The sequence below is a fragment of the Roseateles sp. genome (assembly GCF_965262435.1).
In the GTDB taxonomy this organism is placed as follows: domain Bacteria; phylum Pseudomonadota; class Gammaproteobacteria; order Burkholderiales; family Burkholderiaceae_C; genus Paucibacter_A.
Genome location: NZ_OZ253537.1, coordinates 1,715,980 through 1,727,710, shown reverse-complemented (window position 1 = coordinate 1,727,710; position 11,731 = coordinate 1,715,980). Strand labels below are relative to the sequence as shown.

Annotated in this window: 13 protein-coding genes; 5 read left to right on the top strand and 8 right to left on the bottom strand. The window is 68.0% G+C overall.

The annotated features are described in order from the left end of the window. Window positions 1–348 precede the first annotated feature (348 nt). From ACQY39_RS07455 to ylqF, 4 genes are all read left to right on the top strand, one after another. Window positions 349–870, top strand: coding sequence for a response regulator (locus ACQY39_RS07455; RefSeq protein ID WP_428504889.1), 522 nt, complete (start codon window positions 349–351; stop codon window positions 868–870). Window positions 871–971: 101 nt separating this feature from the next. Then, window positions 972–2,507, top strand: a complete 1,536-nt coding sequence (locus ACQY39_RS07450; protein ID WP_428504887.1) for a malonate--CoA ligase — start codon at window positions 972–974, stop codon at window positions 2,505–2,507. Continuing rightward, entirely contained in the window at window positions 2,504–2,728 is a 225-nt protein-coding gene (locus tag ACQY39_RS07445) for a cysteine-rich CWC family protein (RefSeq protein WP_428504885.1), read from the top strand. Before ACQY39_RS07450 ends, ACQY39_RS07445 begins: the two co-directional genes overlap by 4 nt. A 434-nt stretch (window positions 2,729–3,162) precedes the next feature. Then, the gene (gene ylqF, locus ACQY39_RS07440; RefSeq protein WP_428504883.1) at window positions 3,163–4,218 is read left to right on the top strand and encodes a ribosome biogenesis GTPase YlqF; all 1,056 of its coding nucleotides are present in this window, start codon (window positions 3,163–3,165) and stop codon (window positions 4,216–4,218) included. Between the two features lie 24 nt (window positions 4,219–4,242). On the opposite strand, the gene ACQY39_RS07435 is transcribed toward ylqF, so the two are convergent. The 4 genes from ACQY39_RS07435 to ACQY39_RS07420 form a co-directional block, all read right to left on the bottom strand. Continuing rightward, a complete protein-coding gene (locus ACQY39_RS07435; RefSeq protein WP_428504881.1) occupies window positions 4,243–4,686 on the bottom strand; it encodes a phosphate ABC transporter substrate-binding protein in 444 nt (147 codons plus the stop codon). A gap of 311 nt (window positions 4,687–4,997) precedes the next feature. Further along, the gene (locus tag ACQY39_RS07430) at window positions 4,998–5,180 is read right to left on the bottom strand and encodes a hypothetical protein (protein ID WP_428504879.1); all 183 of its coding nucleotides are present in this window, start codon (window positions 5,178–5,180) and stop codon (window positions 4,998–5,000) included. Window positions 5,181–5,520: 340 nt separating this feature from the next. After that, a complete protein-coding gene (locus ACQY39_RS07425) occupies window positions 5,521–5,895 on the bottom strand; it encodes a nuclear transport factor 2 family protein (RefSeq protein ID WP_428504877.1) in 375 nt (124 codons plus the stop codon). Window positions 5,896–5,949: 54 nt separating this feature from the next. Beyond that, complete coding sequence (locus ACQY39_RS07420) at window positions 5,950–7,131, bottom strand: YbfB/YjiJ family MFS transporter (RefSeq protein WP_428504875.1); 1,182 nt, start codon at window positions 7,129–7,131, stop codon at window positions 5,950–5,952. 96 nt (window positions 7,132–7,227) lie between these two features. Between ACQY39_RS07420 and ACQY39_RS07415 the strand changes: the two genes are divergently transcribed. Then, complete coding sequence (locus ACQY39_RS07415) at window positions 7,228–8,079, top strand: zinc-dependent peptidase (protein WP_428504873.1); 852 nt, start codon at window positions 7,228–7,230, stop codon at window positions 8,077–8,079. Window positions 8,080–8,094: 15 nt separating this feature from the next. Here the strand turns inward: ACQY39_RS07415 and ACQY39_RS07410 are convergent, their stop codons facing one another. The 4 genes from ACQY39_RS07410 to ACQY39_RS07395 all read right to left on the bottom strand — a co-directional run bounded on the left by ACQY39_RS07410 (window position 8,095) and on the right by ACQY39_RS07395 (window position 11,721). Further along, window positions 8,095–8,688 (bottom strand): protein phosphatase CheZ, encoded by a 594-nt coding sequence (locus tag ACQY39_RS07410; RefSeq protein ID WP_428504871.1) that lies wholly within the window; start codon window positions 8,686–8,688, stop codon window positions 8,095–8,097. A gap of 179 nt (window positions 8,689–8,867) precedes the next feature. Continuing rightward, complete coding sequence (locus ACQY39_RS07405; protein WP_428504869.1) at window positions 8,868–9,560, bottom strand: CBS domain-containing protein; 693 nt, start codon at window positions 9,558–9,560, stop codon at window positions 8,868–8,870. A gap of 13 nt (window positions 9,561–9,573) precedes the next feature. Then, a complete protein-coding gene (locus tag ACQY39_RS07400) occupies window positions 9,574–10,767 on the bottom strand; it encodes a diguanylate cyclase (protein ID WP_428504867.1) in 1,194 nt (397 codons plus the stop codon). 60 nt (window positions 10,768–10,827) lie between these two features. After that, window positions 10,828–11,721: a DUF2520 domain-containing protein gene (locus tag ACQY39_RS07395; RefSeq protein ID WP_428504865.1), complete on the bottom strand. Its 894-nt coding sequence runs from the start codon at window positions 11,719–11,721 to the stop codon at window positions 10,828–10,830. Between the last annotated feature and the right edge of the window lie 10 nt (window positions 11,722–11,731).

Here is an 11,731-nt window from a genome sequence, read left to right as displayed (position 1 = left end):
CCTGCTGCTGCGCTGGGAGCAGGCATTCTAGGGAGCGCGCCTGCCCAATGCTGTCAGCAGGTCTCTCGCCCGGGGGCGATCCGACTTTGCCGGCGCAGGTCAAGCCCCCCGAATGCGCACCCCGGGGAAACCCCAGGGCGACTGGGAGCCCCGCGCGTTGCGTTGGCCTTGCGCACAAGCAACAATGTCGCCCAGCGCACAAGGAACCGTTTGGAGTCGGAAATTTCCCGGGGATTGGCGAGCGCAGGCGCACAAGTACGAGATTGCGCGAGGGAGGGCTCTGAGTGATCGGCAAAGGTCACCGTCGGCCCAGCAGTGCTGATGTTTGCAGAGTGTTGAGGTCGGGAAATGAACACACAGGGTTTCGAGCGCGCCATCCGGGCCAACTGGTTGCGCTTGGTCGCGCAGGAACCGGGCCCGCCGCGAGCCCCGGGCCTGGCTGCGGCACCATCCGGCTCCGAGCCGGCCGAGCAGAGCCGGCGCCCCCTGGTCTTGCTGGTCGAGGACAACCACATCAACCAGGTCGTGGCCCTGGAATTCCTGGCCCTGATGGGCGTTGAAGCCTTGCTCGCCAGCAATGGCCAAGAAGCCCTGAGCGCCTGCCATCAGGCCACGCCGGACCTGGTGCTGATGGACATCCAGATGCCGGGCATGGACGGCCTGGAATGCACACGCCGCCTGCGCCTGCTGCAGTCAAACGGCAGCTTGCCGCACTTTCCCATCCTGGCACTGACAGCCCACGCCCTGGAAAGCGACATCGCAGCCAGCCTGGCCGCCGGCATGGACGAGCATCTGACCAAGCCTCTGGATTTCAGCGCTTTGCGCATGCGTCTGGGTCGCTGGCTGGTGCTGCCGGGCTTGAGCAGCTGAAAATCGCACCGCACCTGCGTTTCGGGTAATTTTCACCTGTCGCCATTTGGGCGCGAGAACATGCGCCTTGGCAAGCACTGACCCTGGTCGACAATCCCGGCATGAGTGCTTCCGCCAATCTCTTTTGCGCCTTGCGCGCCGCTTTCCCCGCCGACCTGGACCGCGTCGCCATCGAATGTGCCGATGGCGAGGGCCTGCGCTACCGCTGGCGCGACCTGGAGCGCGGCACCGCCATGCTGGCGAACCTGCTGCTGAGCCTGGACCTGCCTGAGGGCAGCCGCATCGCCGCCCACTGCGAGAAAAGCGTCGAGGCGCTGATGCTCTACCTGGCCGTGCTGCGCGCCGGCTTCGTCTACCTACCGCTGAACCCGGCCTATCAGGCCGCTGAGCTGGACTACTTCATCAAGGACGCCGAGCCCGCCGTGCTGGTCTGCGCCGGCAAGAACTTCGGCTGGGCCAGCAAGCTGGCCTTCATGGCTGGCGTGCAAAACGTCTTCACCCTCAACGAAGACCGCAGCGGCAGCTTGCTGGACCGCGCGGCCGCCATGTCCGACCAGCACCCGCCTGCCGCGCGCCGCAGCGAGGACCTGGCGGCCATCCTCTACACCAGCGGCACCACCGGGCGCAGCAAGGGCGCCATGCTCAGCCACGGCAATCTGCTCAGCAATGCGCTGACCCTGAAAGAGCTATGGGACTGGCAGCCCGGCGATGTGCTGATCCACGCCCTGCCCATCTTCCATGTCCATGGCCTCTTCGTCGCCTCGCATGGCGCGCTGCTCAATGGCAGCACCATGCTCTGGTTCAGCAAGTTCGAGCCGCGCGCCGTGCTGCGCCGCCTGCCCGAGGCCACGGTCTTCATGGGCGTGCCCACGCTCTATGTGCGCCTGCTGGCCGAAGCCGGCCTGGACCGCACGGCCTGTGCCTCCATGCGCCTCTTCATCAGTGGCTCGGCGCCGCTGCTGATCGAGACCTTCCGCGATTGGCAGACGCGCAGCGGCCACACCATCCTGGAGCGCTACGGCATGAGCGAGACCCTGATGCTCACCTCCAACCCCTGCCGCGCGGCCGATGGCCCGCGCATCGGCGGCACGGTCGGCCCGGCCCTGCCCGGTGTCGGCCTGCGCATACGCACGGCCGAAGGGGCCGATTGCGGCACGGGCGAGATCGGTCAGATCGAGGTGCGCGGCCCCAATGTCTTCGGCGGCTACTGGCGCATGCCCGAGAAGACACGCGAGGAGTTCACCGCCGACGGCTGGTTCAAGACCGGCGATGTCGGGCGCGTGGATGAGCGCGGTTATGTCAGCATCGTCGGCCGCAGCAAGGACCTGGTCATCAGTGGCGGCTTCAATGTCTACCCGGCCGAGATCGAGGGCTTTCTCAACGAACTGCCCGGCGTGGCCGAGTCGGCGGTGATCGGCGTGCCCCACCCCGACTTCGGCGAAGCCGTGGTGGCCGTGCTGATCGCCAAGGCCGGAGCGAACCTGGAACCTGCGACCCTCACGGCCGCACTCAAGGCCCGCATCGCCGGCTTCAAGGTCCCCAAGCAGATCCTGCTGGCGGCCGAGCTGCCGCGCAATGCCATGGGCAAGGTGCAAAAGAATCTGCTGCGCCAGCAGCATGCCGGGCTGTTCGCATGAACGCCGCCACCGCGTCGGCACAAGTGCCCCAGCTCGACGACTGTTGCCCGCGCTGCGGTGGCGGTTTCCACTGCGGCGCGCAGGACGCGCACTGCGATTGCTTCGAGCTGCGCTTGAGCCCGGCCCTGCGCGAGCGCCTGGCGGCGCAGTACAGCAGCTGCCTGTGCCTGGCATGCCTGCGCGAGCTCAGCGCAGCCGAGGCGGAGCCACCATCACCCTGAGGCCTCGCCGACACGCTGGCAGCCTCAAGACCGCGTTGGCGTTGGTGGCGCAGGAATGGCTGGCTGCGGTGAAACCGGCGCCACCCTCCGCGTCGGCGGTGGAGAGCCCTCGGCAGTGAAGTCGGCTTGCTGCTGCGCCAGATTGCGGCCTTTGGGCGGCAAAGGCTTGAGGGCGCGCCGGACTTCCGAGGCGCGGCCCGGCGCGAATTCGGTTGGGGTCGAAGTCTTCATGGCAGTGCTCCAGAGCTGAGGTGAGCGCGGCCTGAGATCTGCCGCAAGCAGGCCGAGTCTTGGCGGCGGCGGCGCGGGCGTCGGTGCGCTGCCGAACGCCGCTTACGCGCGGCCCGGCGGCACCCAGAGCCAGCAAAGAGAACTGGCGGGCGACAATAGCCGCTTCGGCGCAAGCCCTTCACGATCGCGAGCACAAGACAAGCATGGCCATCAACTGGTTCCCCGGGCACATGAATTCCACCCGCAATGCGATCAACGATCGCATGAAGGCGGGGCTCGATGTCGTGATCGAGTTGCTGGATGCACGCCTGCCCGGCTCCAGCGCCAACCCCCTGTTGGCCCAGCTGACCGCCGGCAAGCCCACACTCAAGCTGCTCAACAAACAAGACCTGGCCGACCCAGCGCGCACCGCGCTCTGGCTGGCCCACTACAACAGCCTGCCAGATACCCGCGCCATTGGCCTGGACGCCGGCAACAAGGCGCCTGCCCAGGCTTTAATCAAGGCCTGCCGCGAACTGGCCCCCCTGCGCGGCGGCATGGTCAAGCCGGTGCGGGTGCTGATCTGCGGCATTCCCAATGTCGGCAAGTCCACCCTGATCAACACGCTGGTCTCCAAGCGCAGCGCCAAGACCGGCGACGAGCCCGGCATCACCAAGATCGAACAAAAAATCGTGCTGGCCGAGGACTTCTACCTCTTCGACACCCCCGGCATGCTCTGGCCGAAGATCGCCATCGAAGAGAGTGGCTACAACCTGGCCGCCAGCGGCGCCATCGGCCGCAATGCTTTTGACGAAGCCGAGGTGGCGCTGGAGCTGCTCGACTATCTGCGTCGCCACCCGGCCTATCTGGACATGCTGAAGGCGCGCTACAAGCTCGGCGAGGTCGCCGGGCTGAACGACGAAGAACTGCTGACCGAAATCGGCCGCAAGCGCGGCGCCATGCTGAGCGGCGGCCGAGTCAATCTACAGAAGGCGGCCGAGGTGCTGATGTACGAGTTCCGCCAGAAGGTGCTGGGCGCGATCTCGCTGGAAACGCCGGAAGAATTCCTGGCCTGGTCGGCCGTGGCGGCCGAGCGCGAAGCGGCCCGCCTGGCCAAGGCGGCCGATCGCAAGAAGCGGGTCAAGGGCCCGGCCACACGTGCGGAGCGCGATGCCGCGCTGGCGGCGGCCGAGGGCGAGGCTTCAGCCGGCACTGACGATCAGGCTGACGATGTGCCGGCGGACGTGCCCGAAGACGTGTCCGGAGATAGCCCGGTCTGAGCGCTGCCCTGCTGCAGCGCTGCCTCAGTTGACGGACAGCACCACCTTGACGCTGGCGTCTACGGCCGATTTCTCGATGTAGCCGATGGCGTCGACATTGCTCGCCACGAACTTTCGGATTTCGACTGAACTGGTCATGGCGCGTGGCGGCGTGCCCTTGCCGGAGAAGGTCAGGCGCGACCAGGCGGCCTTGACCTGGGAGCTCGATTTACCGGCCACCTTGGCATAGAACTCCTCGTACAGCGGCCCGGCCTCCTGCTGATCCACCGGTGCGGCGGTCGCGCCCGAAGGCATGACGCTGGACTTGCCCAGGAACAGCGCGCTGACCTGATCGGCGCTCATATTGGCGACCGGGTTCTTGGGGTTGACGATGATGACCATCTCGGCCCAGGCGCTCGCCAGGCTGAAGCTCAAGAGCAGGCCGGCGATGGTGCGGGTGGCGGTGCGTGGGAAGGCGGTGCTTGTCATGGGTTTTTCTCCAGCGAAGTGAATCGGGGCAGGCTCACCGTATCGGGCGCGAAGTGCTTGGTCTCGCTAAAACGACCCACGGTCAGCATAGGCGTGAACATGCCGATGCGATAGCCCGCGGCCAGAGCCACGCCATGGGAATTGATCGTCGCCCAGCCATAAGCATCTTGCGGCGGGCGGCTCCAGCTGCAGGCAGAGCCGACATCACGGCAGTCCGGTTTGGTAGAACAAGGGCTGACGCTTGCGACCGGCCTGCAGGGCCAAGCTGCTGCTGGGCAAGTGGCTCGAATAGGTCCATTCCAGGTCGGCCCTCAGGCCATCGACATGATGCAAGGCCAGTCAAAGCGCCCCATCAGCGGGGTTTGCCGTGAGCCGCTTTGCACGGCGCCGACAGCCGGGGTGCCCAAGCCCTTGAAATCAAATTCCTGGGCGTGGGCGGGCTGAGACAGACCGAGCACCAGCGCCAGCAGACCCAAGCCGAACAGGCCGGGCATGGCCAACTTCCAATACGCCGCCGGAGGGGCTGCCGGCTCGGTGGCCGTTCGCGCCGGAGACGAAGCGTGGGAAGACGTCGAAGCCATGACTACCCTTTCAAGACGTTCTGAGCGCGCGAACCTCACGCACCCGCCCTCCACTCCCGCCGTCAAGCCTTGCTCGCAGCCTCGGCTGCGGCCTCGGTCGATGTCTGCGCATCGCCGTGGCTCAACGGTTGACGGCCAGTATTACAAACCATTGCAAACAGAAGCTGACAGGCGGCGTCGGCGCCACAAACCGCAGCCTTGAATCGCCAACTCATGCACACAAGTGCGCGGAAACAGCGAAGGTGCGCCCGCCTCAGTAGCGTTCCACCGAGGCAACGACGCGTTGCGGTGGCTCGTAGTCGCTGGGCCAGAAGTCGCAGACTTCGGTGATCAAGCCACCCTGCAGCTCGAAAAAGGAAATGCCGGTGTCCCGGCCTCGTTCGGTCAGGAAATCAATCACCGTGACGGCACGCTGCGCATCGACGATGCAGCGCGTGATCTCGGCCCGCCAGGCCTCGGGCCAGGTGCGGAAGAACTCGACGAAGTGCTCGCGACCGCGGATTCGCTCGCGCGTTTGCGGCACCAGATAGACCATGTCCGTGCTCAGCAAGGCTTCGAAGGCGGGCCAGTCGCCGGCATTGGCGGTGGCCCAGAAACGGCGGATCAGCTCTTCATTCGCGGCGCTCATGGCGACCTCCTGCTTACATGGTTGGCGCGCGCATGATACTGGATGAAATTACAGCTATCGCTCCAACCAGATCAGCCGCAAGAGCAGCCCCATACCCAGCATCAGCACCGCGGCCGTCAGCCACAACGCGCCATGGAATGAGCCGCTGGCCTGCACCCAGACACCGCTGAGTGCCGGCGCGCCGACCTGGGCCAGGCCATAGCCCAGGGTCAGGCGGGCCATGGCCTTGCCCGGGTTGGCGGGCGAGCGCCGGCCGACCAGGGCCAGGGTCAGGCTGACGATGCCGATGAAGGTGGCGCCGTAGAGCAGCGCGCCGCCCAGGGCCGCGGCCAGGCCGCCGTGCAGGGCCGGCAGCAGCACGCCGATGACCTGCAAGCCGAAGGCCAGCAGCAAGGCTTTGAGTTCGCCAAAGCGCCGGGCCACGCGGTCCCAGGCAAACACGGCCGGCACCGCCGCCAGGCCCACCAGCAGCCAGGCCCAGGGCCCCTGCCCGCTCAACAAGGGCTGGCGCTCGACGATGGCCACGGTGAAGGTGGCGTTGATGACGAAGCCCCAGCCGGCACAGAAATACATCAGGCCCATCAACCCGAGCCAGGCGCGCGAAGGCAGCACGGCCGGCACGGCGCTGGCCGCGGCGGCCGGCGCCACCGGCGGCCGCCAGGCCCAGGCCGGCAGCAGAAAGAGCAGGCCGGCAAAGGCGAAGCCCTGCCACTGCAGGGCCCAGCTGAGGTTCAAGCGGCTCATACCCATGACGCCCAGGGCCGAGACCACAATGCCCAGGCCCAGGCCCATGAAATGCAGACCCAGCTCCGGCCGCCGCCCCTGGCGCATCAACCAGCCCAGCACCAGGCCCGAGCCCAGCAGCATGCCGGCCGCCCCGCACAAGCCACCCAGATAGCGCGACAGCGCCCAGAGCCAGACATTCGGCGCCATGCCCATGGCCAGAGTGATCAGCAAGCTCAGGCACAGCCCGGCGCTGTAGAGCCGGTGACGCAGGCGCGCGTCTTCCAGGCGCGCCGCCAGCAAGGCGCCGCTCATATAGCCAAGGTAGTTGATGGCCGCCAGCCAACCGGCCGCCGCATCGCTGAGCCCGGCCTGGGCCTGCATCAGGGGCAGCAAGGGCGTGTAGGCAAAGCGCGCCAGACCGACCGTCAGCACCAGGCCGCAAATGCCGCCGGCGATCACCTGGACGGGGTGGAGCTCGCGCGGCGCGGCGGGGGTGGGGCGGTTCGACATGGGCCAAGCGTAATCGAGGACACGGCCCCTGCACCGGGCGCCTCTTGTTTATTGCCGCGGCAGGCCCATGTGCACTCGACACCCACCGTGCCCGCCATGACCGCTGCCCTGCTGCCCCATCTGCCCCTGCTCCTCACGCTTGCTGCGGCCCTGGGCCTGATGGTTTGGCTGATTGCCGCGCCCTGGCAGCAGCGCCGCCGCCGGGCCGCCTTGCGCGCCCAGGTGTTTCCGCAGGCCTGGCGCCGCATCCTGCGCCGGCGCCTGCCCTTGCTGCAGCGCCTGCCGGCCGATCTGCAACTGCGCCTCAAGCAGGAGATGCAGGTGTTTCTGGCCGAGAAACCCATCATCGGTTGCGCCGGCCTCGAGGTGACAGACGAGATGCGCGTGACCATCGCTGCCCAGGCCTGCCTGCCCCTGCTGGGCGCACGGCGCGGCTATTACCCGCAGCTCAAGCAGGTGCTGCTCTACCCCGGTGCCTTCATGGTCGACCGCCTGCACCAGGCGCCCGGCCTGGCCGAGGTGCAGATGGAGCAGCGCCGCGCCCTGGCCGGCGAGAGCTGGGTGCAGGGTCAGGTCTTGCTGTCCTGGCAGGATGTGCTGGCCGGCGCCATGGACCCGGACGACGGCCGCAATGTCGTCATCCATGAATTCGCCCACCAGCTCGACCAAGCCAAGGGCTATGCCAATGGCGCGCCGGCACTGGCCAGCAAGGCCGCGTACCGGCGCTGGTCCACGGTCATGCAAAACGAGTTTGACGCCCTGCGCCAGCGCCTGGCCTGGGGCGAAGCTGGCCTGATCGACGCCTACGGCGCCACCGACCCGGCGGAGTTCTTTGCCGTCACCAGCGAGCTGTTCTTTGAGCGGCCCGGTGAACTGGCCAGCGCCCACCCCGAGCTCTACGGCCAGCTGAGCAGCTACTACAAGCTCAATCCCTTGAGCTGGCACTGAATCGATAGAAGCTCGTCAGAAGCCCAGCGAGGCCAACAGGTCGTCCACATCGTCCTGCTGCAGCGCCTTGTCCGGCGTCTGCACGCCTTCCAGCACCTGGCCGGCCGGCGCATCGCCTTCGCTCTTGGGTGGGTCGAAATCGGCCAGCAAATGCTCGAGTGGCTTCTCGGTGCGCTCCAGCATGCCGATCACCTTGTTGATGACCTGGCCGGACAAGTCCTGGAAGCCCTGAGCCATCATGATTTCGGTGTGCAACGATCGCTCCCGGTCGGCGAAACCGGCGGCGGTGGCGGCGTAGGCGGCGCAGAGCTTGAGCATGGCGCGGGCGCGCTCGACGCTCATGTCGGGGGAAGCGGCCATGCGGGTCAGGGATTCGGACAGGTCATGGCCCTGGCGGCGCACTTGCTCGGCGTCCTCCTGGGCGGCGTCGACCAGGCCCAGCACCGTGGTGGCGGCCTGCTCGGTCATCTGGCGCACATAGGCCAGGCGCTCGCAGGCATCGGGCAGCTCCTGCACCACTTTCTGCAGCACCACGGCCGGGTGTTCCGTGCCGTGGTATCCCGTCTGTTGATACGTGGAGGTCTCGGCCCCCGATCCAACAACTGCCATGCAGCGACTCCCTAGACCCTTGAATGCCACCCTGGGCGGCGTGCGCACATCACCTTATCGGCAGCGCGGTCGGAAATAGTAGCGTTTGAGGCCAGCCTCGACCAGATATCCACCCACAAGCCACAAGTCCAAGCGCAAAGATGCCGAAAAAAGCGATGTTGCGGCCAGATCCAACGGCCTCAACCCCACAGATCCAAGGGCGGCTCCCGGGTCACGGCGCGCAGGATGTCGCTGCGCGAGATGAAGCCCAGCAGCTCGCCGGCATCGTTCATGACCGGCAGCCCAGGCAGGCGCAGGTCCAGCAAGGCTTGCGCCACCTCACGCAGTGGCGTGTCAGGCCGGGCGGCGGGAACCGGCGTCCACATCACGTCGCCGACCGGCCGCTCGAACCAGCGTGCCCAGGCCGCGCCGTCCTGCAAGGCACTGGGGATGGGCAACAGGTCGGCACGCAGCAAGAGCCCGACCAGACGCTGCTGGCGGTTCAGCACCGGTGCTTGGCCGATGCGCGCGCGTGCCAGGATGTCCAGGCCTTGTGCCACCGTGGACGACACCGGCACCGTGATCAGCTGCCGGCTCATCAACTGCTCGGTCAGGTTCAAGGCCTGGCGCGCCGCGCCCCCGGCGCCGCGCTGCGCCTGGGTTTGCGAATAGGCCGCCAGCGCCGCCTGCTGGCGCGGCTCGGGCGTGGCCAGCAGGCCGCCGGGCTCTCCCGGCACCGGCCCGCCCAGCAACACGCTGGGTTCTTCAATGGCGTCGCGCCGCACCGGCTCGACCGCACGCAGGCGCGCCACCGCCTGCACCGGCCCCAGCTCCCGCAAGCCTTCCAGCGAACCGCTGAAGATGCGGCCGTTGAGGCCGTAGACGGTCAGCATGGCCGCTCGCCCCTCAGCTCGGCGCCTGCTGCAGCGCAGGCGCCACTTCGACGCGGTTGCGGCCGCCCTGCTTGGCGCGGTACAGGGCCGAATCGGCCGCCCCGACCAGGCCGTCAACCGTCGCCGCGCCGGTGATGGCACCGCCCGCCACGCCGATGCTGATGGTGACGGCAATGCGGTGTGCGCCCCATTGCGTGGGAGCGGACTCGACGGCCTCGCGCAGCGCTTCGGCCAGGGTGGCAGAACCGTCTAAGCTGGTGTCGGGCAGCATGATCAGGAACTCCTCGCCGCCAAAGCGCCCGATCTGGTCCTGCGCCCGAAGGCGGCTCTGCAAGGTTTGCGCAACGGCGCGCAGCACCGCATCGCCGGCCTGGTGGCCATAGCCGTCGTTGACGCGCTTAAAGTGGTCGATGTCCAGCATCAGCACGCTCAGGTACTGGCCCTGGCGCTGGGCGCGCGCGACGGCCATGTGCAGCTGGTCGCTGATGGCCCGGCGGTTGGACAGGCCGGTCAACATGTCCTTCATGGCCAGCTCGAAATTGCGGTGCTCGGCCCGCTCCATGGTCATGTAGACAAAGCCGAGCGAGATGCTGATGACCGCGCACAAGGCCACCAAGAAGACCATGGTCAGCCACAGCCGGCCGGCCTCGTCGGTGTTGCTGCTCATCCAGCCCATGGCTGCGGCCAGGGCGCGCAGCAGCAGCGAGGTCAGCAGAGCGAAAAAGGCCGTCAACAGGATGTAGCGGCCGCGGCCCGGACGGGGCAGATGCGGGTCCAGCAGGGCGCGCAGGATGAAGCCGATTTGCAGCGAGAACACGAGAGAGCCCGCCACGACTCGCGCGGCGTACTGCTCCATCAGCACGGTGTAGAGCAGCGCGATGGCCAGCACAGGGAGCAAGAGCTGCAGCTGCACCCAGACCGGCGGGCCGCTGTTCACGTCCAGCCCATCGAAGCGGCGCATGGCCAGCAACATCAGCGAAAGCGCCATGCCGTAAGCCATATTGCCGGCCACCACCAAGCTGGCCGAGGGCACGACATTGAGCACAGCAAAAATTACGTGGCTGGCCGCATACGAGACCAGGGCCAGGCCCCAGGCCCAGAGCGCGTCACGTGCGGGCTTGCCCCAGGCCATGAAGCTGACCCAGCCGGCCATCAGCAGAGCCACCAGCGTCACCACGGCAAACAAGGTCGTTACGTCCAAATGCATGCCGGATTCTAGGCACGTGCTTGAGCGGTGCAGCAAGCAGGTGCTGCTCCGCGGCCAGAATCAGCACGCCTGCAACAGCAACAACGTTCGCAGCTGCGCCAGAACCGCCTCGGGCTGACGGCCTGCTTCTGCGGCCAGATCCAGCTGGCGGCTGAGCAGCGCACGGTAAAACGCCCCATGGTCGGCGCCCAGGCCATCGAGCGCCTGCAGATGCGCAGCCAGCACGCCGGCATCGCCGCGCGCCACCGGGCCCGAGAGCGCACCGGCCAGGCCGCGCGCCTCGGCCGCGTCCAAGGTGCCGCGCGCCAGCGGCAGCAGCGCCGACAAGGCGGCTTCAGCCGGCAGGCCGATGGCGGCCCAGACCTGCTGCGCCTCGGCCAGCACAGCCAGCAGGCTGCTGGCGGCCAGATTGGCGGCCGCATGGTAGGCCGCCCGCGTGCCCGGGCGCAAAGGCATGGGCGTCATGCCCAGGGCCGCGGCCAGCTCCTGCAGACGCTTGCTCAGGCCGGCGTCTGCCGCTTCGATGCCCACCGTGCTGCCGGCCAGCAAGCGCGCGGCACGGGCAGGGTCAGAAAAGATCTGCAGCGGATGAAAGCCGCCGACGGCCGCGCCCGCCTGCTCGGCCGGCGCCAGCGCCGCCCGCTCGGTGGCCCCGCTGCAATGGACGACGGCCTGGCCGGCGCGCCAGGGCAGCGCGGCGGCCAGGGGGGCGATGGCGTCGTCGCTGACCGTCAGCAGCACCAGGTCGGCCGCGGCCACGGCCGCCTCGGGCGACAGCGCCTTGCAGCCGGGCAGCTGCAGGGTCAGGTCTTGCGCGGCGCTAAGCTGGCGGCTGGCCACCGCCACCACGCGCTGCCCGGCGGCAGACCAGGCAGGCGCCAGGGTTCGCGCCAGGCGGCCGGCGCCGATGAAGGCGATGCGCTCAAACATGGGCGTGGCCGACGCGGCGCTCACCGTGGCAAGC